Annotated in this window: 20 protein-coding genes; 19 read left to right on the top strand and 1 reads right to left on the bottom strand. The window is 54.7% G+C overall.

Annotation, left to right across the window (positions count from 1 at the left end; all coding sequences use genetic code 11):
* Positions 1-64: 64 nt before the first annotated feature.
* The 11 genes from GMET_RS11425 (at position 65) to GMET_RS11375 (ending at position 14,190) form a co-directional block, all read left to right on the top strand.
* Positions 65-2,143, top strand: coding sequence for a (Fe-S)-binding protein (locus tag GMET_RS11425; protein ID WP_011366023.1), 2,079 nt, complete (start codon positions 65-67; stop codon positions 2,141-2,143).
* A 65-nt stretch (positions 2,144-2,208) separates the two neighbouring features.
* Entirely contained in the window at positions 2,209-2,991 is a 783-nt protein-coding gene (locus tag GMET_RS11420) for an electron transfer flavoprotein subunit beta/FixA family protein (protein WP_011366022.1), read from the top strand.
* Positions 2,991-3,959: an electron transfer flavoprotein subunit alpha/FixB family protein gene (locus GMET_RS11415; RefSeq protein WP_011366021.1), complete on the top strand. Its 969-nt coding sequence runs from the start codon at positions 2,991-2,993 to the stop codon at positions 3,957-3,959. Before GMET_RS11420 ends, GMET_RS11415 begins: the two co-directional genes overlap by 1 nt.
* A gap of 14 nt (positions 3,960-3,973) precedes the next feature.
* Complete coding sequence (locus tag GMET_RS11410; RefSeq protein WP_011366020.1) at positions 3,974-5,959, top strand: heterodisulfide reductase-related iron-sulfur binding cluster; 1,986 nt, start codon at positions 3,974-3,976, stop codon at positions 5,957-5,959.
* Positions 5,960-6,012: 53 nt separating this feature from the next.
* A complete protein-coding gene (locus GMET_RS11405; RefSeq protein ID WP_011366019.1) occupies positions 6,013-6,789 on the top strand; it encodes an electron transfer flavoprotein subunit beta/FixA family protein in 777 nt (258 codons plus the stop codon).
* Between the two features lie 185 nt (positions 6,790-6,974).
* Positions 6,975-7,880, top strand: coding sequence for an electron transfer flavoprotein subunit alpha/FixB family protein (locus GMET_RS11400; RefSeq protein WP_011366018.1), 906 nt, complete (start codon positions 6,975-6,977; stop codon positions 7,878-7,880).
* A 74-nt stretch (positions 7,881-7,954) separates the two neighbouring features.
* Positions 7,955-9,115, top strand: a complete 1,161-nt coding sequence (sucC, locus tag GMET_RS11395; RefSeq protein WP_011366017.1) for an ADP-forming succinate--CoA ligase subunit beta — start codon at positions 7,955-7,957, stop codon at positions 9,113-9,115.
* Between the two features lie 14 nt (positions 9,116-9,129).
* A complete protein-coding gene (gene sucD / locus GMET_RS11390; RefSeq protein WP_011366016.1) occupies positions 9,130-10,005 on the top strand; it encodes a succinate--CoA ligase subunit alpha in 876 nt (291 codons plus the stop codon).
* Positions 10,006-10,503: 498 nt separating this feature from the next.
* The gene (locus GMET_RS11385; protein ID WP_011366015.1) at positions 10,504-11,286 is read left to right on the top strand and encodes an IclR family transcriptional regulator; all 783 of its coding nucleotides are present in this window, start codon (positions 10,504-10,506) and stop codon (positions 11,284-11,286) included.
* A gap of 594 nt (positions 11,287-11,880) precedes the next feature.
* Positions 11,881-12,696, top strand: a complete 816-nt coding sequence (locus GMET_RS11380) for an electron transfer flavoprotein subunit beta/FixA family protein (RefSeq protein ID WP_011366013.1) — start codon at positions 11,881-11,883, stop codon at positions 12,694-12,696.
* 165 nt (positions 12,697-12,861) lie between these two features.
* Positions 12,862-14,190 carry an electron transfer flavoprotein subunit alpha gene (locus GMET_RS11375; protein WP_011366012.1) on the top strand — a complete coding sequence of 443 codons (1,329 nt, stop codon included), beginning with the start codon at positions 12,862-12,864 and terminating at the stop codon, positions 14,188-14,190.
* 88 nt (positions 14,191-14,278) lie between these two features.
* Here GMET_RS11375 and GMET_RS11370 read toward each other — a convergent pair whose 3' ends face one another.
* Complete coding sequence (locus tag GMET_RS11370) at positions 14,279-15,448, bottom strand: IS481-like element ISGme9 family transposase (protein ID WP_011365616.1); 1,170 nt, start codon at positions 15,446-15,448, stop codon at positions 14,279-14,281.
* Between the two features lie 191 nt (positions 15,449-15,639).
* On the opposite strand from GMET_RS11370, the gene GMET_RS11365 reads away from it, so the two are divergent.
* From GMET_RS11365 to GMET_RS11330, 8 genes are all read left to right on the top strand, one after another.
* A complete protein-coding gene (locus GMET_RS11365; RefSeq protein WP_011366011.1) occupies positions 15,640-17,607 on the top strand; it encodes a (Fe-S)-binding protein in 1,968 nt (655 codons plus the stop codon).
* Between the two features lie 23 nt (positions 17,608-17,630).
* Positions 17,631-17,813 (top strand): hypothetical protein, encoded by a 183-nt coding sequence (locus GMET_RS11360; protein ID WP_011366010.1) that lies wholly within the window; start codon positions 17,631-17,633, stop codon positions 17,811-17,813.
* 522 nt (positions 17,814-18,335) lie between these two features.
* Positions 18,336-18,806 carry a ferritin-like domain-containing protein gene (locus tag GMET_RS11350; protein WP_041249156.1) on the top strand — a complete coding sequence of 157 codons (471 nt, stop codon included), beginning with the start codon at positions 18,336-18,338 and terminating at the stop codon, positions 18,804-18,806.
* A gap of 67 nt (positions 18,807-18,873) precedes the next feature.
* Complete coding sequence (locus GMET_RS18390) at positions 18,874-19,317, top strand: PaaI family thioesterase (RefSeq protein ID WP_011366007.1); 444 nt, start codon at positions 18,874-18,876, stop codon at positions 19,315-19,317.
* A gap of 604 nt (positions 19,318-19,921) precedes the next feature.
* Positions 19,922-21,037 (top strand): AMP-binding protein, encoded by a 1,116-nt coding sequence (locus GMET_RS19065; RefSeq protein WP_041249155.1) that lies wholly within the window; start codon positions 19,922-19,924, stop codon positions 21,035-21,037.
* Positions 20,940-21,581: a class I adenylate-forming enzyme family protein gene (locus GMET_RS19245; protein ID WP_420794808.1), complete on the top strand. Its 642-nt coding sequence runs from the start codon at positions 20,940-20,942 to the stop codon at positions 21,579-21,581. The genes GMET_RS19065 and GMET_RS19245 overlap by 98 nt, the downstream gene beginning before the upstream one ends.
* A 32-nt stretch (positions 21,582-21,613) precedes the next feature.
* Positions 21,614-22,939, top strand: coding sequence for an MFS transporter (locus GMET_RS11335; RefSeq protein ID WP_011366005.1), 1,326 nt, complete (start codon positions 21,614-21,616; stop codon positions 22,937-22,939).
* A gap of 104 nt (positions 22,940-23,043) precedes the next feature.
* Positions 23,044-23,862 carry a DsbC family protein gene (locus GMET_RS11330; protein WP_187148446.1) on the top strand — a complete coding sequence of 273 codons (819 nt, stop codon included), beginning with the start codon at positions 23,044-23,046 and terminating at the stop codon, positions 23,860-23,862.
* Positions 23,863-23,877 lie beyond the last annotated feature (15 nt).

The following is a 23,877-nucleotide window of genomic DNA, read 5'->3' as shown; positions in this document are numbered from 1 at the left end:
AGCTTTTTGATCAGAGACAGATGTGCGACGGTTCATTCTTAGTGTCGCCGAGAGTGAGAGAACCATGGAACAGACACTTGTTTCACCAGCTGCTGCGGCATTTTTCGGCATCCCCGGGTATCTGCTCTTTTCGCTGATCCCCCTTGTCGGAATCGGAGCATTTGCCTACATCATAGGTAAACGATTGTCCCCCCTTTTGAAAGGGGAGCCTGACCCACGAATCAACGAGGTGCCGGAACGTATCGTCAAATTTCTCAAGTTCGGTATGCTGCAGTGGCGCCAGCCGAGGTACCTGTTTGCCGGTGTCCTGCATATCCTGCTGTTTGCGGGGTTCCTTGTCCTGTCACTGGGATCCATATCGCTGGTGATCATTGGCATCAGGGACGGTTTTGTCCTGCCGGGTCTCGGGGGGAGAGCCGGTGTCGTCTATTCGGTTTTCAAGGACTTTGCCGCAACCATCGTGCTGATAGTCGCCATCACAGCAGCTATCCGCAGGGGAGTATTCAAGCCCAAGCGCTATGACGTCCCGAGCCGCTATGGAGACAAGGATCATACGGGCGAAGCGGTACTGGTGTTGCTTCTTATCGCTGCTCTTGTGACCTGCGACATGCTCTTTGAAGGGAGCCGCGCTGCTGCCCAGTCCCAAGCCGGAGCTCTCCACCATCTGCTGGTTCCGGTGACCGGTTCGTGGGTCGCGGCGCAGTTGTTCAGTTCCCTTTCTCCGACGCTGCTTCAGAAAATCCATCTGGGGAGTTACTTCCTGCATGAAGTGGTGTTCTTCTCCTTCCTCTGTCTGCTCCCTTTCGGCAAGCATTTCCATGTTATCACCTCACTCCCCAATGTATTTCTCACCAAGCTCAGCAAGGGAAGGATCAAGCCGGTACGCTGGGGGGTGACTGACGACGAGCTCGACGGCCTGGAATCGTTGGGAGTAAAGAAGTTAGAGGATTTCAGCTGGAAGCATATGCTGGACTTTTACTCCTGCGTCGACTGCGGCCGCTGTTCGGACAACTGCCCTGCCAATGCGGTCGGCCGGCCGCTGTCGCCTCGGTTCATCTCGATCAAATGCCGGGATTACGCCTTTAATCGGTATCCCTTGTTCGGAGATGGGGGGAACCAGGACGAACGTCTGATCGGAACGGTGCTCCACGAGGATGAAATTTGGTCCTGTACTACTTGTGGGGCCTGCGAGGAGGAGTGCCCCGTTCTGATCGAATACATCGATAAGATCGTTGATCTCCGTAGAGGCATGGTCGACGAGGGGATGGTGCCGCAGTCACTCCAGAAACCGTTGGGTGCATTGGAGAAACGCGGCAACCCGTGGGGCAAGCTGGAGAAAAAACGTGCGGACTGGACCAAGGAGGCCGAGTTTGCCGCCAACTATCCGGTGAAGGTGTTTGATGGTCAACAGCAGGCCGATACGCTCTACTTTGTAGACAGTATTACCTCCTATGACGACCGGATGCAGGAGATCGGGCGAGCTACGGCCAGAGTGCTCACCGCGGCAGGGATCGATTTCGGTATTCTCGGTGCGGATGAGCGCGACAGCGGTAACGAAGTGCTCCGTTTTGGCGAGGAAACCCTTTATCAGACGCTCAAGGCCCACAACATGGAAGTCATAAAGGAGACCGGTGTCCGCCAGATTGTTACTGCCGACCCCCATGCTTTCAATGCGCTCAAAAACGACTACCAGGGACTCCCACCTGTGGAGCACATTAGCCAGACTATCATGAAGAGCCTCAGCTCGGGGAGGATCAGGTTCAGTGCGGTCGAAGATCCCGCGAAGGTCTACACCTTCCATGACCCGTGTTACCTTGGCAGGCACAATGAGCTCTATGACGATCCCCGTGGGGTGCTTGACGCTATTCCCGGCTTGCGGAAGGTTGAAATGGACAGGTGCCGCGACCGTTCATTCTGCTGTGGTGGCGGTGGGCTGATGCTGTTTTTCGAGCCGGAGGAAGAGCAGCGCATGGGTGTGCTGCGGGTCAAGATGGCACAGGAGGCGGGGGCCAATGTGATCGTCACGGCATGCCCGTTCTGTATGGTCAATATCGAGGATGCCATCAAGGTCAGCGGACTGGAAGGAACGATGGAGGTCATTGACCTAGTGGAACTGGCCGATAGGCATCTTTCAGTAACGTAAAGCGTACAGAGAATGAACGAGTTCTCTCGTCAACGACGTGGAAATAATCTTTAACGGAGGCCTCTATGGAAATTCTGGTTTGTGTCACGAGGGTACCTGATACCGCTGAAAACGAAATCGAAGTCAATGCCGACGGCAGTGACATCGAAAGGGATTCGTTGGTCTATTCGGTCAACGAATGGGACAACTACGCGGTCGAGGAGGCAATCAGGATAAAGGAAAGCTCGGGCGGTTCCGTGACCGTTGTGACTGTCGGTGACGGGGAATCAGAGGAAGTGTTGCGTCGCGAGATGGCTATGGGCGCTGATCGAGGCATTCTCCTGCAAGACGAATCATTCGCGGGAACGGATGGAAGAGGGCTCGCCACAATTCTGAAGGCCGAGATCGAAAAAGGGAAATACGACCTGATCCTCGCTGGTGCTCAGGCCGACGCCGGGGCAGGAGAAGTCGGGGGTATGCTGGCAGCCCTCCTTGATTTCCCCTACGCCTCACTGGTAAACAGCATCGAGATCGTCGATGACAAGACCCTGAAAGTCGGACGGGAAGTTGATGGGGGAAATATCGAAATGAACCGGATATCGCTGCCGTGCGTGCTGTCGATTCAGACAGGCATAAACGAGCCGCGCTATGTAGGCATCCGCGGCATCCGCCAGGTGGCATCGGTGCAGATTCCGGTGCATGGGGCCGGTGAGCTGGGGCTGTCAACGGCAGCAGTTGAACCTCGTGTACGCAGGGAGGACTATTTTGTCCCCGAATTGGGTGCCGGTGCCGAGATGCTTGATGGGAGCAACGAAGAAATAATCGATAAACTGGTCGAAATGCTCAAAGCCAAAGGAGGGCTCAAATAATGGCGGCTCAGATCTTTGCCTATATCAAGCATAAGGGTGGTGCGGTAGATGATACCGCTTTGGAATTGATCTCCGCGGCCAGGAATATTGATGCGTCCGCCGAACCGATAGCTCTGGTGGCAGGTTCCGGTGCTGATCTGGACCAGGCCTGCAGCCAGACGGCATCAACATACAAGCAGGTATGGAAGCTTGGCAACTCTGCTTTTGCCTATCCCAACGCAGAGGTTCTCAGAAAGGCGCTTCTTGCCGTTCTCCCCACTGATGCAATCGTGCTTGTACCCCATGATGCATTTGGCATGGACCTTTCACCCGGTCTCTCCATAAAACTCGATGCCACTTTTGTGGCGGATGTGCTTGCGCTGGAAGTATCCGGAAACGATCTTAGAGTTGTTCGCCAGGAATATGGCGGCCAAGTAAGCTCCCATTCTCTGTGCAGGATGGATAAAGGCGCGGTGATCAATATACGGCCGGGGGCGTTCGCTCCGGTTGAGGCCTTGGCAAGTATAGGTGAAGTTGTCGATAAATCGAGTTATGTCGCCGAAGTCTCGACCGGCAGGGAGTTTGTTGAACTGATCGAAGCTGTGGCGGGTGATGTCGACATCACCAAGGAAGACATCCTTGTCTCCATAGGACGCGGTATAGGTGATGAAGAGGGTATTCAGATTGCCGAAGAACTGGCTGAGGCAATGGGAGGAGTTGTCAGCTGCAGCCGCCCCATCGTCGATGCAAAATGGATGGATAAATCGCGGCAGGTCGGTACTTCCGGGCAGACGGTCAAACCGAAGGTCTACCTTGCCTGTGGGATCAGTGGATCGTTTCAGCATCTGGGCGGCATCAAGGGAAACCCCTTTGTCGTGGCAATCAATAAAAATCCCAAGGCGCCGATTTTTCAGGTTGCCGATGTGGGGATTGTTGCCGACCTGCAGGAGTTCCTGCCCGAATTGACCGAACGGATAAACGAGGGTTGATCGGGAACTGCTCCATGGAAGCGACGCGCGAAATATACTGGAACATCGGGCACGGGGTAGTATTACCGATGTATGTCCTGAGCCTGGCGGCGGTGGCAATGCTGGTGTGGGGCTTCTGGAAACAGGTGCCCCTCTACAGGGTCGGTCGGCCCCTGGACCGGTGTGACCGGTACGACGAGCGGGTGAAGCGGATGGTGGGTGAGGTGCTGGGGCAGGTGAAGGTCTCCCGGGTCACGGAGGGGGGGCTGTTCCATTCCCTCTTCTTCTGGGGCTTTCTCACCCTGTTCGTCGGCACCCTGCTGGTGATGGTCCAGGCAGACTTTTTCACCCCCCTCATGCACGTCAACCTCCTCTCCGGGGAATTCTACAAGGCGTTTTCCCTGGTGCTTGACCTGGCGGGGCTGGTTGCCATCCTCATGCTGGCCGGTCTTTTTGTCCGCCGCTTCATAACAAAACCCGAGGGACTGGAGATTGTTAAGGACGACTACATCATCCACCAGCTTCTCTTCGCCATCCTCATCACCGGCTTCATCATCGAGGGGGCGCGGATGGCGGCCACTGAGCTTACCCAGAATCCGGGACTGGCCCGATTCTCCCCCGTGGGATACGTCGTTGCCCAGCTCTTCGTAAGCTTCGACGAAGCCTCCATAAAGACCACCCACAAGGTCCTCTGGTGGCTCCACTTTGCCCTGGTGCTCGGCTTCTTCTGTGCCATTCCTTACAGCAAACTGCGCCATATCCTCACCACCAGCCTCAACGCCTTCTTTGCCCCCCTGGAACCCATGGGGACGATCGGCACCATCAACCTGGAAGACGAGAGTATCGAACAGTTCGGGGCGGCCAAAGTCACCGACCTCACCTGGAAAGACATCTTCGATGCCGATGCCTGCACCAGCTGCAAGCGGTGCCAGGAGCGCTGCCCGGCCTATGCCACCGGCAAGCCCCTCTCCCCCATGAAAGTGATCCAGCAAGTGGGGGAAGTGGCCGAGAACGATGCCGCAGCCAGCCTGTGCGACACCGTCGGCCAGGATGTTCTCTGGTCCTGCACCACCTGCCGTGCCTGCCAGGACATCTGCCCGGCCAACAACGAACACGTCAACAAGATCCTGGAGATGAGAAGAAACCTCACCCTCATGGAAGGTGCCTTTCCCGGCGATGAAGTACGGACCGCCATCGGCAACATCGAAGTCAACGGCAACCCCTTCGGCCTTGCCTTCGCCGCCCGGGGGGAGTGGAGTGACAATCTGCCGGTTACCCTCATGGAGAGTGGCGAGGAAGTGGATATCCTCTACTTCGTCGGCTGCTACGCCTCCTTCGACAAACGGAACCGGGAGATCGCCAAAAGCTTCATCACCATCTGCCAGGCCGCCGGGATAAAAGTCGGGATACTTGGCAAGGAAGAGAAGTGCTGCGGTGAGCCGGCGAGAAAACTGGGGAACGAATACCTCTACCAGATGACGGCCCAGGAAAACATCGAACTCATCAAGGGGTACGGGGTCAAAAAGATCGTCACCACCTGTCCCCACTGCTTCAACACCCTGGGAAGGGACTACAAGGATCTCGGCCTCGATATTCCGGTGGAACACTACAGCACCTATCTGCACGGTCTGCTCAAGAGCAACCGGCTCAACCTGACGCCGGCACCGTTTGTCGCTACCTACCACGACTCCTGCTACGTGGGGCGGTACATGGACATCATCGAAGAGCCGCGGAGCATCCTCAAACAAGCGGGAGGCCAGCTTCGGGAAATGGAGAAGAGCGGCGGCGACAGCTTCTGCTGCGGTGCGGGTGGGGGACGTATCCTGGCCGAAGAAAAGCTCGGCACCAAGATCAGCGAGAAGCGGGTGGCCATGGCCCAGGAGACCGAGGCACCGCTGCTGGTCTCCAACTGCCCCTTCTGCCTCACCATGTTCGAGGATGGGATCAAGACCGGTGGTGCCGAGGGAAGTCTTGTGGCGAAGGACTTGGCGGAGATCGTGGTAGAGCGCCTGGGCGCCTAGGTTCGTTCCATAAGTCCCATAAGTCCTATTAAAGGTTAATACTGGAGGTATATATGAAGATACTGGTCTGCATCAAACAGGTACCGGACATGGAGTCACGGTTCAAGCCGGGGGCCGGTGGTACCTGGTACGACGAGAGCGACCTTGCCTGGCGGATGAACGAATACGACGAATTTGCCGTGGAGCAGGCGGTGCAGCTGCGGGAACAACTTGGCGAAGGGAGTGAGTTGACCGTCCTCTCCATCGGTCCCGACCGGGTAGGGGAGGCGATCAAGAAGGCCCTGGCCATGGGGTGCGACCGGGGTGTCCACATCCAGGACAACGCCGCCGCCATGAAAGACCCGTGGCAGATCGCCGCCATCATCGCCGCCTACGCCAAGGATAAAGGGTACGACCTCATCTTCACCGGGATGCAGTCCCAGGACCGTGGTTCCGCCCTGGTGGGGGTTACCGTCGCCGAAGAACTGGGGTACGCCTGCGCCACCACCCTGGTCGGCTTCGCCTACGCCGACGGTTCTGTCACCGGCAAGCGGGAACTGGAAGGGGGGATCAAGGGAGTGGTCAAGCTTGCCACCCCGGCCCTGGTCACCTGCCAGCTGGGGCTCAACGTTCCCCGGTATCCGACGCTCCCCAACATCATGAAGGCGAAGAAGAAAGATATCCAGGCCATCCCCGTGGCGGAACTCCTCAAGGAAGAACCCCTGGCCGCCACCGTAAGCTTCCACCCCCCCGCCAAAAAGGGAGGGGGTATCGTCCTGGAAGGGGAAGTGGGTGCCCTGGTGGACCAGCTCATGGGGATACTCAAGGAAAAGACCGCGGTCTTACGTTAACGGCGAAAAGCTTTAACCACGGAACAGCGAAAAGCTTTAACCACAGAGACCCACAGGGCCTAAAGGACACGGAGGAACACCGAGGAAAAACACAAAACGTAAGGCTCGTGCTTTTCTCCGTGTACCTCCGTGAAAACCCTCTGTGTCCTCTGTGGTAATGCTTTTAAAAGATTTTTGGAGGTCATATGAAAACATTACTGATTGGCGAATACCGGGAGGGAAAACTCCTCGATAGTACCTATGAACTCCTCGGCTTTGCGCAGCAACTGGAAGCCCAGAGCGCCATGCTGGTGGTGGGGAGCGAGAGCCAGCTTCCCGCCTATGGTGGCACCCTCTACCTGGCCGACGCGGCAAGCTGCGGGGAATACAACCCCGACCTGCACAAACAGCTGATCCTCGACGCCATAGAAAAAGAAAACCCCGACTACGTCGTCTTCATCCACTCCTCCTACGGCTGGGACCTGGCGCCGCGTGTGGCGGCCCGACTGAAAGTCGCCCAGGTATCGGAAGTCATCGGCCTTACCGACGGCGGCTTCGAAGTGGGGTGTTGCAACGCCAAGATGCGGCGGACCGTCAAGCCTGCCACTGGCAAAGCGGTCATCACCATCCAGGCTGGTGCCTTTGCCGCCATCCAGCCGGGTGGGACCCCCAGCGTGCAGAAGATAACCGCAAGCGTAACGAGCAACGTCAGCTTTGCCGGTTACGAGCCGGCGGAGGCCAAAGACGTGGATCTCACCCGGGCGGAAGTCATCGTCACCGCGGGACGGGGGATCGGCAAGAAAGAAAACGTCGAGGTCATCGCCGCCCTGGCCAAGGCGCTGGGAGGGGAGCTGGGAGCGAGCCGGCCGGTGGTCGACGCGGGGTGGGTAGAGCACAGCCACCAGGTGGGTACCACGGGACAGACGGTAAGCCCGAAACTGTACATCGCCTGCGGGGTCTCCGGTGCCATCCAGCACCTGGCAGGGATGAAGAAATCCGACTTCATCGTCGCCATCAACAAGGACAAGGACGCCCCCATCGGCGAGGTGGCCGATGTCCTCGTGGTCGCCGATATCCTCCAGTTCGTTCCCGCCCTGACGGCGAAACTGTAATTCTAAAAAACAAGTTTTTTGAGTGTGATAGTTGGTAAACGGAGCAGTTACTATTTTATTGATTGGAGCTAACGATGAACATTCACGAGTATCAGGCAAAGGCGATACTAAGGAATTTCGGCGTACCTGTCCCGGACGGGCATGTGTGCTACAACGGGGCGAGCGCGCGGGAGTGGGCGAAGCGGCTGGGGGATGGCCCCTGGGTGGTGAAGGCCCAGATCCATGCCGGTGGGCGCGGCAAGGGCGGAGGGGTCAAACTGGCCCGCACCAACCAGGAAGTCCAGCAAATAGCCCGGGACATGCTGGGGATGACGCTCAGGACCCATCAGACCGGGCCGGAAGGGAAAGTGGTCACCCGGGTCCTGGTGGAAAACGGCTGCAACATCGACCGGGAACTGTACGTGAGCCTTCTGGTGGACCGGGCCACCTCCCGGGTCACCGTCATGGCCTCCACCGAAGGGGGAATGGACATCGAAGAGGTGGCGGCAAAGACCCCGGAGAAGATCTTCCGGGAGGCGATCGATCCCCTGGTGGGGCTCACCCCGTTCCAGAGCCGCAACCTCGCCTTCAGCCTGGGGCTGACGGGGAAGCTCACCCCCAAGGCGGTCAACCTGCTGGAAGGGCTCTACACCACCTTTCTCGCCTGTGACTGTTCCCTTCTGGAGATCAACCCCCTGGTGGTCACCAAGGAAGGAGACCTCCTCGCCCTGGATGCCAAATTCGGCTTCGACGACAATGCTGTCTTCAAACATCCGGGGATAGCGGATTTCAGGGATTACAACGAAGAAGACCCCAACGAGGTGGAAGCGTCCCAGCACGACCTCTCCTACGTATCCCTGAACGGCAACATCGGCTGCCTGGTCAACGGCGCCGGTCTGGCCATGGCCACCATGGACATCATCAAATTCTCCGGCGGCGAGCCGGCCAACTTCCTGGACGTGGGAGGCGGGGCCACCATTGAGCGGGTCACCGAGGCGTTCAAGATCATCCTTTCCGACAAGAACGTCAAAGGAATCTTCGTCAACATCTTCGGCGGCATCATGAAGTGCGACGTCATCGCCACCGGGGTCATCGAGGCGGCCCGGCAGGTATCGCTCCAGGTGCCTTTGGTGGTACGTCTCGAAGGGACCAACGTGGAAATCGGCAAGAAAATGCTGGCCGAGAGCGGCCTCAACATAGTCGCCGCCGACGGTATGGCCGATGGCGCCCAAAAAATCGTCCAGGCCGTTGCCTGAGGAGGGATAGACAGATGAGCATCCTTATCAATAAAGACACCAAAGTCATCACCCAGGGGCTCGGTGCCACCGGCCTCTTCCACGCCAACGGGGCCCGCGAGTACGGCACCCAGATGGTCGGGGGTGTCACCCCCGGCAAAGGGGGCACCGTCATCGACGGCTTCCCCGTCTATGACACCGTGCGGGAAGCGGTAGCCAAGACCGGGGCCACCGCCTCCGTCATCTACGTTCCACCCCCTTTTGCTGCCGACTCCATCATGGAGGCGGTAGACGCGGGACTCGACCTCGTCATCTGCATCACCGAAGGGATACCGGTCCTGGACATGGTGAAAGTAAAGCAGTACATGCAGGGGAAGAAGACCCGCCTCGTTGGCCCCAACTGCCCCGGGGTCATCACCCCCGGCCAGTGCAAGATCGGGATCATGCCGGGGTACATCCACAAGCCGGGGAAAGTAGGGGTTGTCTCCCGCAGTGGCACCCTCACCTACGAAGCGGTATGGCAGCTGACCAACGTGGGGCTGGGGCAGTCCACCTGCGTCGGCATCGGGGGTGACCCGGTCAACGGCACCAACCACGTGGACGTACTCCGGATGTTCGAGGAAGACCCGGACACCGAGGCAGTGATCATGATCGGCGAGATCGGGGGTAACTCCGAGGAAGAAGGGGCGCGGTTCGTCAAGGAGCACATGACCAAGCCGGTGGCGGCGTACATTGCCGGGGTCACCGCTCCTCCGGGTAAGCGGATGGGTCATGCGGGTGCCATCATCTCTGGCGGCAAGGGGACGGCGACGGAAAAGGTGGCCATTCTGGAAGAGTGCGGCATCAGTGTAGCCCAGAGCCCCGCCGACATGGCCAAAGCGCTCCTCAAGATCTACAAGCCGAGGAATTGAAAACAACTAATCTAGAAACGGCAGTTGAAATGTGGTCTGCAGGGAAGCGGAATGAGCGCAGGACTTCTCCAACTGCCAAATCTAGGACTACCGTTGGTGCTTAAGCGGAATGCACCATGAGTGGGGTGATACCATGGGAAAATATAGTGAAAATGCCAAGTACGACGTAATTTCGATCCGGGTTACCGAAGACGAGAAGAGGAAAATCCAGGACCTAGCCGTTCTGAACAACATCAACATGACCAATTTCATACGGAAGATTCTCTTTAGTTCGGATCTTACTATAGATAACAAGCCCTTCAGTTGATACTGACATATCTGCATATTTTCATATCAAATACGGTAATTTGTAACAATATTGCAAGTAGCTAACTGGCTTTTTGACACATTAATAATCTATGTACAAGCGTAGTATAGGTTAATTAACTGTGCACCTGTAGTATAGCTTTAAAAATGTTTCTGGCATATAGTTAACAGAGATGTTGTAGGCAATGTTATATGAAGACAAGAGATTATACAATTCAATCGGTTAGGCATGCACTCGATATCCTGGAACAATTTCGCGGGAATTCGTCCGAGCTGTGTGTGATGGATTTGAGTCGGAGGTTACAGCTCCCAAAAAACAAAATTTACAAACTGATAGCAACACTCGAACATCACAATTATCTGGAACAAAACATAAGCACAAAGAACTATCGCCTCGGTATAAAAAATATGGAACTTGGGCAGGTAGCGATGCGACGAATGCGGCGACTTGGAGATTCCAGGTCGGTCATGGAGGCACTTGTCAGGGAATGCAACGAAACCCTGTGTGTATCAATACTCAAAGGTTCTCATGCGGTTAACATGGATGCAGTCGTGGGAGACAACCACTTGCGGGCAATTCCCCCTATTGGCATAAGTATTCCTGCACACTGCACGGCTGCCGGGAAGGTACTAATCGCCGGTCTAACAGAGGAGCAGCGGTTGCACTATGTTTCTAGCTGTTTGTTCAAGCGTTACACAACGGCAACTATAACCAATCCGAAACTGTTTCTGCGACATCTGGAAGAAGTTGACCGGCAAGGGTATGCCCTCGAGTTGGAGGAACAGGAAGTTGGAGTTAAATCGGTTTCGGCCCCGATACGGGACTACACGTCAAGGACAATTGGCGCGATTACCGTGTACGGACCATCCACGCGATTTCCTGATGACCGAATGGAAAAAGAATTGATTCCGCTTGTTCTCAAGGGAGCAATGGAAATTTCGGACATGTTGGGATATCGACAAAGTGAATTCTGAATTTGAGAAATAGCTGGTTGCACTTTATGGTTTTCCGTTGTTGCATATAGACTCCTGTCGAGCCGTAAGCACCCCAAACAATTTTTATCTGCCCGGTCCGAGTTACACTCCTTCGTTCATGTGGTTCAAGGGGCCGGCTTCGTGCCTGCCCCGGTTTTTTGATTCGCTGGAGAGTATAGGACATCGTGTATAGAGCATTACGTTGTTACGTGGATATATCCATTGAGCCCATTACCATTTCGTGTATCGCTGGGATCAGTTGCGTACAGGCAGAGGAGGCAAAAATGAAATGTCCTCATTGTTCGTGTTCGTCTCAGAGGGAAATCACGCTCGGTGCTTACGGCGCATCACGCAGTTATTTAGAATGTGAGCATTGCGGAAACCTATGGTCGCCATACCAGGAACATTTTTATATGAATTGTCCGAAATGCGCTAAGAGCCCAGGTGGAGATATCTTTCTTACTGGCGATGATAAACTGCCAACGATATTGTGTCATGACTGCGGAATGCCATGGGTAGTGCTGGATACGAAAAAGCGATTGCCAGGATAGTTGGCACAAGCGTAAGGCAATACAGGATAAGCGAGGATAACCCATGCTCATCGTAGTCTGCATCAAACAGGTACCGGATACGACCCAGGTCCAGATCGACCCGGTGACCAACACCCTGGTGCGGGAGGGGATACCGTTCATTGTCAACCCCTACGACACCCATGCCCTGGAGGAGGCCCTGCGGCTCAAAGACCGGTTCGGGTACAGGGTCGCTGCGCTTTCCATGGGGCCGCCCAACGCCGAGGCCACCTTGAAGAAAGCACTGGCCCTGGGGGTCGACCGGGCCATCCTCCTGTCCGACCGGGTCTTCGGCGGTGCCGATACCCTGGCCACCAGCAACGTCCTTTCCGCCGCCATCCGCAAGCTGCACGATGAGGTGGACAAGGTCAGCCTCGTACTCTGTGGCAAGCAGACCATCGACGGCGATACCGCCCAGGTGGGGCCGGGTATCGCCAGCCGCCTCAACTTCCGGCAGCTCACCCTCGTGGACCGGATCGAGAACCTGGATGCAGCGGGGGGGAAGATCCGTGTCAGCCGCAAACTGGAAGGGCGCCACGAAATCGTGGAAACCACCCTGCCGGCCATGCTCACCGTCGTGCGTGAACTGAACCGACCCCGCTACCCAAAGGTCTCCATGCGGCTGGCGGCGGCGGAAGCGACGGTGGAGGTCTGGAACAACCAGACCCTTGGGCTCGACGAACAGAGCATCGGCCTCAAGGGTTCCCCCACCTGGGTCAGCAAGATCTTCTCCCCCGAGCGGGCCAAGGGTGAGATCCTCGGCGACGGCATTGCCGAGCCGGCGGCGGCGACCCGGATGCTGATTGACAGGTTGCTTTCCAAAGACCTGCTGGCGCTGTAACGGCTGCCGCTTTCGCGCAATCTCGGCGTTGCCCTGCGGTCTGCTCTTGTGCGGCGTAGCGCTGCTACGCCTCCGCGGCATTCCTTGGGCGCCTTGACCTTGCACGAAATCGACAGCCGGTAAACAATACATGTTTATTTTCTATCTGTTACCTGAGGTTTTCAAATGACCGAAGCGAAGAGACCGATGAAGAAACCCCGTGGCGTGGCCCAGTTGATCGCCGGTGCCTGCATCGCCTGCGGCGCCCGCTGCCAGAGCGTCTGTCCGGTCAACTGCGTCGACATGAACGATGCGGGGGAGCCGGTTGTCAACAGCGCCAAATGCATCGGCTGCCAGAAATGCGTCAAGATCTGCCCGGCCACCGCCCTGGAGATGTACTTCACCCCCGAAGAGCGGAAGATATTGGACGAGCTGGCGGCACAGGGTGACCCCGTGGAAGAGGAGATCGATCCGGAAGCGGCCGCCCTGGCGGAGAAACTGGCTGCCTACCGGGGGGTCTGGGTCTTCATCGAACAGACCGAGGGGGAGCCGGTCCGGGTCTCCTGGGAACTGCTCGGCGTCGGGAAAGAACTGGCGGCCAAGCTGGGGGTGGAACTGTGCGCCATGGTCATCGGCGAGAACGTAGAGCACCTCTGCCGGGAGGCCTTCGCCTACGGTGCCCGGAAAGCCTACCTGGTGGATGCGCCGGTCTTTAAACACTACCGCACCGAATCCTATGTGGAGGCCTGCTGTCACCTCATCGCCAAGTACAAGCCGGAGGTGATCCTTATGGGGGCCACCGGCATGGGGCGGGACCTGGCGGGTGCCGTCGCCACCCGGGTCTCCACCGGCCTTACCGCCGACTGCACCGGCCTGGATATCGACGGCAAAAGGAACCTCATGCAGACCCGCCCGGCGTTTGGCGGCAACATCATGGCCACCATCATGTGCGACAAGTTCCGGCCCCAGATGGCCACCGTCCGCCCCAACGTCATGCCCATGCCGGAACACACCGGCAGCACCGCGGGGGAAATCGTCCGGGAAGAGTTCAGTGTCCCGGAAGCGAACATCTTCACCAAGGTCATCGAAATCATCCGGGACGCCAAGAGCAAGAGCCACGTGGACATAGCCGGGGCCGACTTCATCGTCTCCGGCGGGCGGGGGGTGATGGCCCCCGAGAACTTCGCCATGCTACAGGAACTGGCCGACGAACTGTGCGGCGTGGTGGGGGCATCAAGAAGTGCCGTCGATGCGGGATGGATGCCCCAGGAGCGGCAGGTGGGGCAGACGGGGAAAACGGTGCGTCCCAAGATCTACATCGCCTGCGGGATCAGCGGTGCCATCCAGCACCTGGTGGGGATGCAGGACTCGGACGTCGTCATCGCCATCAACCGGGACCGCAACGCCCCCATCTTCGAGGTCGCCACCTACGGCATCGTCGGCGACCTGTTCCAGATCGTCCCCATGCTCACGGAACAGATCCGCGACCTGAAACTGCAGAAAAACAGGGACTAGCAAAGAACAGGGACTAGGGGCTAGGTGTTGAGTGCCACGACATCGTGGACAACTTTTTGTGCCATGACATCGTGGACACTCATCTGAATCACCGCAGTTTGTAATCGAATTCCTCGACCTGATTTTTATCCAGGAAGAGTTTCAGTTTCTGTTCTTTGACATCGATAGTCGCCACCACGTATTCAAGCGCTGTCTCCGGTGGAACCGAGAAGCATTCGCCGAAGATGTTCAGCTTCAGGTCACTGCGGATAAGGCGGACAGCATGATATTTTCCGACTTCTGGCTTCTTCAGGCGATGCCTGGGAGGTTCATCCTCAGTCGGGAACCTCAGTTGCACATGCGAGGTGGCCAGTGCTTTCAGCGGCGTACTCCCCTTTAGCTTGCTGTAGCGATACTTGCTGTTGTGTCGCTGCTCAAAGGTCAGTGAGCCGACTTTCAATTCCTCTTCTGAAGTCATGATGACTTTGCCGAGGAACCGTTGTTGGTACCGGTCGTTGAACTTTTCGATCATGCCGTTTCTCCATGGTTCAGCCATGGGTATGAACCATGGTTCGACATCGTTATGCAGGCAAAGACGAATCAGTGGTCCCATGCCGCGGGGATGTGTCGGGCTGCCGAAGAATGACATGGCATTGTCAACCTGGAGTCGTTCTGGGATGCCTAGTCGTTTCCAGACTTCCCACAAACCGTCAATGACCATCTGACCAGCTTTGGACCGAGATGAGTGCAACCCGCACCTGACGGTTGCTGTATCGACAACATTCAGGCTGTAGAAGCGAATTGGCCCTGTCAGATAGCATGGACCAACGAGATCAGCTTGGTGCGTCTGGTTCGGCAACGCTGACGGCAGAACTGGGTAAAGCGTCCCTTTGGCTTCGTATTTGCCGGTGCGCCGATGTGTCAGTTCATTCCTTGCAAGAATCCGATTGATGGTTCTGGTAGAAGGCAACGGCTTGACACCCAGGTCCTCCAACTCCCACAGGATGGCCTGTGCACCACAGAACAAGCCCTTGTTGTAGAGATTGAGGCGAACCATTTTGACGATTTCTTCAATCTCTGCCGTTGTACGGTTCGGCATGGATTGTGGGCATCGGGATCGCTCGTCACTCCATACAGGGTCATCTCCATTCTGGCGAGCAACCCATTTGTATAGCCAGGAACGAGACTTGCCGAGTGATGTGCAAATTGATTCCGGGGTTTCGCCGTTTCTGAACCGTTGAACGGCCAACACCCGAAGCTGCTTGTTTTTATCTTCCATGAACACCTCCGAGTTTGATGTGGTGTTCACAGAATGCCGTGGCGACTATTCGATTGTCAGAGAACTTTGTCTACGATGTGCTGGCACATTTTTCTGTCCACGATGTCGTGGCACTTAACAGCTAGGGACTAGCAAAGGCTTTTACCGGTCCCCAGTCCCTAATCCCCGGTTACTAACTACACGAGGTTTGCATGACACCCAATCCGACCATCTTCATCCCCCTCCTGCTCGTTTCTCTCGGTATCTTCGCCTGGGGATGCTGGCGCCGGCTGAGCCTCGTGGCCGTCGGTACCGGCGAAGACCGCTTCGATAACCCCGGCCGGCGCATGGTGGAGATGCTCCGCTACGCCTTTGGCCAGAAGCGGGTCGTCGCCCGCCCCTTCGGCATCAACCATGCGGTCATCTTCTGGTCGTTCCTCGTCCTGCTCATCGCCAACGGGGAGTTCCTGCTCGACGGGGTGTTCCCCGCCGTCGCCCTGGATAAACTTCCCGCGGGAATCTATCACCCCCTCATGCTGCTCTTGGATATCGTGTCGCTCCTGGCCCTGGTGGCCGTCTGCGTTGCAGCGGTGCGGCGGGTGGCGTCACCACCCTATCCCGAGGCCCGGACCGTCGAGGCCTTTGTCATTCTCGGCCTGATCGCCATCCTCATGCTTGCCTACTTCGGCCTGCACGGAGCGGAGATTGCCCTAGGGAACGGGGCCGCCGCCCGGTTTATGCCGGTCTCCTCGGTTGTTGCCGGGCTGCTGCAAGCCTCGCCTTTAGCCTTCAGCCTTCAGTCTGCCGCCTGGTTCTGCTGGTGGGCCCATGCCGTCGCCCTGCTCCTGTTCATGGCCTACCTTCCCAACAGCAAGCACCTCCATATCCTCACCGCCATCCCCAACTGCTTCTTCCGGCGGTTGGAGCAGCCCAACACCCAGCCCCGGGAGGAATTCGCCGTCGGCAAGAAGTTCGGGGTCGCCCGGGTGGACCGCTTCAGCTGGAAGGACCTCCTGGATTCCCTTTCCTGCACCGAATGCGGCCGCTGCCAGAACGCCTGCCCGGCGGGCATCACCGGCAAGCCCCTCAACCCGCGGGGGATCATCCATGAGATCAAGGTCAATCTGCTGGGAAATGGTCACCACTTAAAGAACGGATTGAAGCCGGAGCTTCCCCTGATCGGCGAGGGGGGGGGGAGCTGTCCGGAAGGCGCCATCTGGTCCTGCACCACCTGCGGTGCCTGCATGGAGGCCTGCCCGGTCTTCATCGAGCATGTCCCCAAGATCGTTCAGATGCGCCGCCACCTGGTGGAGGAGGATGTCCGTTTCCCCGAAGAACTCTTGAACCTCTTCGAAAACATGGAAGGACGGAGCAACCCCTGGGGTATCGCCCCCACGGAGCGGACCAAGTGGACCGTCACCCTCGATGTCAAACCCTACGAGGCGGGGAAAACCGAGTACCTCTTCTACGTAGGGTGTGCCGGCTCCTTCGACTCCCGCAACAAGCATGTGACGGTGGCGCTGGCCCAACTCCTGGACCGGGCCGGGGTCTCCTGGGGTGTGCTGGGTAAAGATGAGAAATGCTGCGGCGACGGCGTGCGGCGGCTGGGGAACGAATACCTCTTCGACAAAATGGCGAAAGAGAACGTCGAGCTGTTCAAGCAAAAAGGGATCACCAAGGTCGTTACCCAGTGCCCCCACTGCTTCTCCACCCTGAAAAACGACTACCGGCAGTACGGCCTTGAGCTGGAGGTGATCCATCACGCCGAGCTCCTGCGGGACCTGGTAAAGGAGGGGAGGCTGAAACTTGACACAGCGGCGGCCCTGGGCGCCACCGTCTTCCACGATTCCTGCTATCTGGGCCGGCATAACGACGTCTACGACGCCCCGCGCGATGTCATCCGGGCTGCTACAGGCAGCGCACCGGCCGACATGGAGCGAAACCGCAACAACGCCTTTTGCTGTGGCGCTGGGGGTGGGCGGATGTGGATGGAAGAGCACACGGGAAAACGGATAAACCTGGAGCGGGTCGAAGAGGCGCTGCGTCAGAAACCGGATACCATCTGCGTCTCCTGCCCCTACTGCATGACCATGTTCGAGGATGGACTCAAGGACGTGAAAGCCGAAAACGTCAGGGTCAGGGATGTGGCCGAGGTCTTGGCGGAAGGGTTAAGAGCTTAAGGTTTTTTCGGGAGGATGCAAAAATGTCGGATATAAAGGGACTTCCACGATACAATGTTATCTCATTTAGGGTCACCGATGAAGAAATGAAGGCGATGAGGCTTTTGAAGAAGAAGCGGAAATCAGCGCTTGCGCGACTGATCAGGGAAGCGTTGTCTGCAACGGACTTCCCGGTGAATATGGATGCTGGAAATGAATGCCACTGATGCGCCATATGGGGAAAATGGGCTTGCTGTGCCGATGGCGAAGCGACAGAGTAATCTACGAATTGAAGGCCTGCAGTGCAGGGGCGGAATACGCCGTTGATACAACCCATGAACATGGGTCCACCGGGCAGGACGTAGATAGACAGTATATGATGTGGCACTCACTGGTCTTGTTTTTTGAACTGCAATTTTGAATGACTACCTCTCCGTCCGCTCGTATCGGACGTCTATTTCTGTACCCAGGTGACGATACCTCCACCATCAAGTCTGTTTCGCATCAACACACAAGATGACACCCTGACGTACAAATGAGTGTGTGAAAGTGGTCTGGGGCTAATCATATATGGTGTCGCTATTTTGCACTTGACAGCGTGCGGTTGTATGTTAATAATATACCGAACGGTCGATATAGATGGTTTGCGCGGGAGAAGATATTGTTACAAATATATGGGGCATGGGTTGGTTAGTGCTCGGTTACCGATAACTAGGCTGAGAGGGAAGGCTGAGAACGGAGGTGAAACAATGTATGAGAACAAGGATGAAGGCGTATTTGAGACTGTGTTGAAAAAGGCGGTCAAATTTGAGACTGACAACATCCACAACTATCTGGACGCTATGAACATAGTGCGGAATGAATGGGCTAAGAAAACGCTCAGGCGGGTCGCCCTTGCGAAACTGGTTCATAAAAACCGTCTGGAAAAGGCCTTGATAAAGGGAAGATTGGAGAGTTCTGCCTTAACCCGGCCGGTTCCGACTATGAACCTCCATTATGTCTTGCCCAAAAAAATGCTTCATTCTGATTCGGACGCACGTGAGGCGTTAGCCTATGCCATCCATGTGGAAAAGGGGGCTATTGATTTTTACAATCATATGGCCAATGAGAGTGGCGGGGCGCAGAACGATGTCCTGTTCGGACAGCTATTGGCAGAGGAATCACTCCATCTTCAAATACTGGAAGATCTCTACGAAGAATACTTTTTACCCGAGAATTGATTTTCTGATCATATTTAAATCTATTATATTGCAATGACAGTATCTTAAGATTTGGGAGTAACCTTGCTTGGAAAACAGTGCGCTTTTAACAGAGCTTGAGCGTTCCTTTACCGAGAAGAATTATCAAACGTGGTTAGGGGTACGCCTTGTCAGACACAAGCCTGGATTTGTGCATCTGGAGCTTCCGGTACGGCCGGAGTTTCTGAACACCTTGGGAACGGTGCATGGTGGTTTTCTGGCAAACCTTGCCGATTCCGCTCTCTGTTCCGCTATTCTCAGTGAGCTTCCCCCTGGCATAACCTGCTCAAGTATTGAAATCAAGGTAAATTATCTGCTTCCTGTGCGAGGAAATATTCTGCGTGCCGATGCCAGTGTTATCAGGCGCGGGAAGAATATCGGGGTCAGTCGCGCAGAGCTTTTCGCCCCCGATGGTGCATTGGCGGCCGTGGCGACGGGGACTTTCATGATCCAGTCGCTTTCTAGTTTTTCATGTCTGCCCCGCGTGGATTGAGGCCAGTGCTATGGCAGTGAAGATTATCAGGCGTCGATTTCGGACAGCCTGATGGGCTTACGACAAAAAAACTTCTCTTGAAGCACATTCATATCGTCTTTTTCGTATGTGAACCGTTTCCTCCTGCTGATCCCCTTTCACATCTCACCATATAGCCTCTCCTGTTACAAAATTGACCCGTTAGGACACGATCCGTTAAATCTAAAATCATATATAACATTGTTCCATTTATCTATTTTTAACTTGACATGTCGAGCTGAAAAAAACTAATATATGTATGCAACCGAACGTTCGGTTGCGTGGGGTTGGTCTGTTTTGCCAGTAACTGAGCATGGTTGCATGGTGGAGCGAGAGCGCCTAATAGCGGTAATTGATGACATGCTGAGGTTTCTGTGGACTTGAAGTTAGCTGGTTCATTAGAATGAATAATATAGATATGGACTGAAAGTGTAATTATACAAAACTACATTTTATAATGTATCGTACCTTGTTTCCCAGCAGTAATACGAACGTAGCCGTGAGATTTGCACGTTGGTGCAAATCTCACGGCGATGGCAGTTTTTCCGGTCAATTACAACGAGCCCCATCGCAGAGGATATGTCCTATGGATATCATGGATTATTGCAATTTGAACCAAGCACAACTTCTACATGAGACGGTCAGCAAGGTTGATCGTGACAAAACGGCGATCATTTTTAAGGATCGAATTCTGTCATGGGGGGAATTGCGCGAGCTCTCATCCAAGTTGGCAAAAGCGTTATTGAGGGCGGGTATTAAAAAAGGTGATCGGGTAGGCATTATGATGACGAACATTCCGGAGTGGATTGTTGTCAGAAATGCTGTTGCATGGATCGGTGCTTGGCTGGTGCCTATCAACACCCGCTACAAGACCCATGAACTGGAAATGATTCTTAGTTCTGGGGAAGTTAATGCGCTATTCATAATGGACACGGCGGTTGGCATCGACTTTATCGAGTTGCTGTATACGGTTTGCCCAGGATTGAGTGGGTTTGCCCCGGGAAAGATCGCTTTGCCAGAGTTGCCTTATTTGCAAACCGTGATTTGTTTGAGTCCGAATAATCATGGGGGAATGTTCCGCTTTTCGGATTTTCTTGAGTCGGGGCAGGGCATTTCCGACAAGGACCTTAACGCAGCCATGACAGCCGTTACTCCACATGATGTGAGCACAGTATTATTTACCTCGGGAACAACCGGAGTACCTAAGGGGGTGTTGACCACACACCATCAGAGCAATCGGGTCTTCGCTAAAATGGGCAAAGTGTTTCAATTGGCTGAAAATGATGCAATCCTTGGCTGCACCCCTTTCTTCACAAATTTCGGGCTCCTGACCACTATAAAGTTAGGTGAGCTCTTTGGCACGAGGATTGTCATTTTTGAAACATTTAATACCGCTGAAATAATTGAAGGAGTTCAAAAACACAATATTACGATGTTTGCTGGAACCCCTGCAATGTTTACCATGCTCATGAACGATGGCGATTTCAGTCCTGCAAAATTCATGTCGATGAGGGTAGGGGATATTGGGGGGGCGCCGTATACGCCCACCTTGGGTCAGAGAAATCACGGAAAAATTTGGCATGTCCCTGTTTGCTGCCTACGGAATGACAGAAAATACCGGGTTGACAACCTTTTCCGAAGCTGGCGATACGCCGGAACTTATTGCCAACTCGGTAGGCAAAAAATTCAACGAAGGGTGTGATATCAAAATTGTAGATATAAAGAGCCGGTTGGAACTGCCTTGCGGACAGCAGGGTGAGATATTGACTCGGGGATGGAATGTTACCCCCGGCTATTATAACAATCCGGATCAATATGCAAAGTCGTTTGACAAGGATGGTTGGTTTTTGACTGGAGATCTTGGTGAGATGGATGAAAATGGCTATTTGAAGTTAACAGGGAGGCTGAAAGAGCTCATTATTTCCGGTGGCTTGAATATCGATCCACTCGAAGTTGAACAGATAATCACACAACATCCCGCCGTTGCGTGTTGTTTTGCAGTGGGGCTGCCCGATAAGCGCATGGGGGAACTGGTCGGTGTCTTTGTTATTCTCAAAGAAGGAATACAGGCAGACGCAAACGACATTATAGCCTTCTGCGAAGGTAAAATCGGTAAATATAAAATACCCAGATACCTAAAGTTTGTTACAGAGTCTCAGATTCCAAGAACCGCTGTTGGAAAAGTTCAAAAATTCAAATTACGTGAAATTGGTGTGAAGGAATTCAATTTGCCTTCGACAAATTGAAAGTCTTATATCAGCTTTAAGCAGGAGGCGCAATGGCACAGCAAGCCACGAGGTTTTACGGATGGACGCTGGTCGGGATGTTTTTTGGAATTTATTTTCTGAATGCTACCTTTCCCTACGTTGGCGCAAGTGTAATTAACAGCTATATGGCTGAAAGTATTGGAATAACTAAAAGTATCGTTGGACTTGGATTTTCCCTTTTTGTCCTCTCCTCGGCGCTTTCTGGGCCACTGGTGGCGTACTGCGTCAACAAAAAAGGTATTCGTTTTACCCTTGCCTCAGGCGGGCTGATCGTGGCTTTTGGGGCGTTGCTTATGGCGCTGACGGTATCGAAGGGATGGCAGTATGTTCTGACTTTTGGGGTTGTTATTGGTACAGGCGTTGGTTTGGGTACGGTTATCCCCATACAGACCGGTGTGACCAATTGGTTTGTCAGGCGAAGAGCTCTTGCCATGTCTATTGCGCTTTCGGCAGCCGGCTTCGGCTCGTTCATTGCAGCTCCACTTTTGAATAAAATCATTGCCGCTTCCAACGGTAACTGGAAAAACGGCTGGTTGGTAGTTGTGGCCACCGGTTTGGCAGCTGCAACTATAGCTGCTGGGGGGGTCAGAAACACTCCGGCTTCAATGGGACAGTTTCCTGATGGGGTGCCGCCGGGAAAAAGCTCTGAAAACACTGCCCGCAATGCGCAGGTCCGCTCCTCGCGGATATATCAATCGAGCGAATTTTGGCCTGTCAGGGAAGTATTAAAAACGAAAATATTCTGGTTGATCATTATTGCCTCTTTCAGTTTTCTTGCCGTCTTTAATACATGTGTCGCTCATGGTGTGATTCATTTGCGCAGCCTTGGACATTCTCCGCAGTTTGCTGCCCTGTCCGCCGGTTTGTTACTGCTTTGCAGTGTAGGCGGCAAGTTGTTTGCCGGTATTTTAGGTGATCGTATAGAGCCGCGGTTTATCTTAAGTGCGGCTGTGTTTTCGACCCTGCTGGGAGCAGTTGCGCTTGCAAATGCCACTAATACTGCCGTGGTTTACCTTTACGCCTGCTGCGTTGGGGTCGGTTTTGGTGCAAGCTTCGTTGCCATGCCGACAATTTTGGCCAACTATTATGGCGTCAAATCTTTTGCCCCACTCATGGGAGTGGCCCTTCCCCTTACAAATGGGGGCAGTGCTATTGCACCACTTTTAGCCGGGATCGTCTACGATCGTTTCGGCAGCTATGTATTGGCCTTATACGGAGGGGCGACTATCGCTCTTCTGGGAGCTATTCTAGTATTATTTGCCAAGCCTCCCGTATCGAATGCTGTGGTAACTGTTGAAAGTAAGCTTGATGATAAAATCGGGGCGGATTTCTCCTAGTTGAGAGGGGTTTAATTTCTCAGCCAAAGAAATGCAACATCCTGCCAAATTGATCACTCCTGGCAAACGTGCACCAAATGATCCGGTTCTTCTGGGGGGGCAATATGAAATGGTTGATGAGAATTCTCCTGCCGTTTGCGTTTGTATCGACGGCATATGGTTTCGGAACGGGAACGGAAGGATGTAGTGGAAACTGCATAGCCTGCCACACTATCAAGAAGGAAGAGGTCGTAGCCTTGGTTAAGAATGTTGACCCTGCTACTACGGTAGAATCGGTCGGGCCTTCTCCCGTGCGGGGATTATTTGAAATAATAATAAGACATAATGATAGCACTGGCATCATATATCTTGATTTTTCGAAGAAATTCCTCATTGCAGGCAGAATACTTGATACTGGCAGCAAGAAAGACGTAACCGCAACCGCCCTTAATCGGGTGCGGCGTATTGACCCATCAAAACTCCCGCTTGACAATGCTCTCGTCCTCGGTAACGCAACTGGCAGCAGAAATATTTATGTCTTCACCGACCCGGAATGTCCGTTTTGCGCCAAGTTCCATCGGGAGCTTGTTGCACTGACCAAAGAGGACCCGCAGTTAGGGGTCCGTATCATACTTACTCCTCTTGATATTCATCCCCGAGCTTCTGCTGTAACCAACTCCATTTTGTGCGCGGCACAGGACGGAATGGATAAAGGGCTGCGACTTCTGGAAGAAAGTTTCAATGGTACTGCGATTGCAGATATAACCTGCGGCAGGGACTATGCCGAAGAAGGGAAAACTCTGTTCAAAGAACTGAGAATTCGCATGACGCCCACTACCGTTTTATCCGATGGGCGGGTCGTAGATGGTGTAAAGACGGGCGCTGAAATTGAGAAACTTTTCGATGATACTGAGCATGGAGTCATTACAGAAAAACCACAATAAAGTAGAAAGAAAATT

It is taken from the genome of Geobacter metallireducens GS-15 (assembly GCF_000012925.1).
Lineage (GTDB): Bacteria > Desulfobacterota > Desulfuromonadia > Geobacterales > Geobacteraceae > Geobacter > Geobacter metallireducens.
The sequence above is the reverse complement of the archived record's forward strand: the minus strand, read 5'-3'. Positions and strand labels throughout refer to the sequence as shown.

Excerpts from the sequence above, each read along its gene's own strand:
- GMET_RS11425 (WP_011366023.1), top strand. The coding sequence starts at position 65 with ATGGAACAGACACTTGTTTCACCAGCTGCTGCGGCATTTTTCGGCATC.
- GMET_RS11420 (WP_011366022.1), top strand. The coding sequence starts at position 2,209 with ATGGAAATTCTGGTTTGTGTCACGAGGGTACCTGATACCGCTGAAAAC.
- GMET_RS11415 (WP_011366021.1), top strand. The coding sequence starts at position 2,991 with ATGGCGGCTCAGATCTTTGCCTATATCAAGCATAAGGGTGGTGCGGTA.
- GMET_RS11410 (WP_011366020.1), top strand. The coding sequence starts at position 3,974 with ATGGAAGCGACGCGCGAAATATACTGGAACATCGGGCACGGGGTAGTA.
- GMET_RS11405 (WP_011366019.1), top strand. The coding sequence starts at position 6,013 with ATGAAGATACTGGTCTGCATCAAACAGGTACCGGACATGGAGTCACGG.
- GMET_RS11400 (WP_011366018.1), top strand. The coding sequence starts at position 6,975 with ATGAAAACATTACTGATTGGCGAATACCGGGAGGGAAAACTCCTCGAT.
- sucC (WP_011366017.1), top strand. The coding sequence starts at position 7,955 with ATGAACATTCACGAGTATCAGGCAAAGGCGATACTAAGGAATTTCGGC.
- sucD (WP_011366016.1), top strand. The coding sequence starts at position 9,130 with ATGAGCATCCTTATCAATAAAGACACCAAAGTCATCACCCAGGGGCTC.
- GMET_RS11385 (WP_011366015.1), top strand. The coding sequence starts at position 10,504 with ATGAAGACAAGAGATTATACAATTCAATCGGTTAGGCATGCACTCGAT.
- GMET_RS11380 (WP_011366013.1), top strand. The coding sequence starts at position 11,881 with ATGCTCATCGTAGTCTGCATCAAACAGGTACCGGATACGACCCAGGTC.
- GMET_RS11375 (WP_011366012.1), top strand. The coding sequence starts at position 12,862 with ATGACCGAAGCGAAGAGACCGATGAAGAAACCCCGTGGCGTGGCCCAG.
- GMET_RS11370 (WP_011365616.1), bottom strand. The coding sequence starts at position 15,448 with ATGGAAGATAAAAACAAGCAGCTTCGGGTGTTGGCCGTTCAACGGTTC.
- GMET_RS11365 (WP_011366011.1), top strand. The coding sequence starts at position 15,640 with ATGACACCCAATCCGACCATCTTCATCCCCCTCCTGCTCGTTTCTCTC.
- GMET_RS11360 (WP_011366010.1), top strand. The coding sequence starts at position 17,631 with ATGTCGGATATAAAGGGACTTCCACGATACAATGTTATCTCATTTAGG.
- GMET_RS11350 (WP_041249156.1), top strand. The coding sequence starts at position 18,336 with ATGTATGAGAACAAGGATGAAGGCGTATTTGAGACTGTGTTGAAAAAG.
- GMET_RS19065 (WP_041249155.1), top strand. The coding sequence starts at position 19,922 with ATGGATATCATGGATTATTGCAATTTGAACCAAGCACAACTTCTACAT.
- GMET_RS19245 (WP_420794808.1), top strand. The coding sequence starts at position 20,940 with ATGACAGAAAATACCGGGTTGACAACCTTTTCCGAAGCTGGCGATACG.
- GMET_RS11335 (WP_011366005.1), top strand. The coding sequence starts at position 21,614 with ATGGCACAGCAAGCCACGAGGTTTTACGGATGGACGCTGGTCGGGATG.
- GMET_RS11330 (WP_187148446.1), top strand. The coding sequence starts at position 23,044 with ATGAAATGGTTGATGAGAATTCTCCTGCCGTTTGCGTTTGTATCGACG.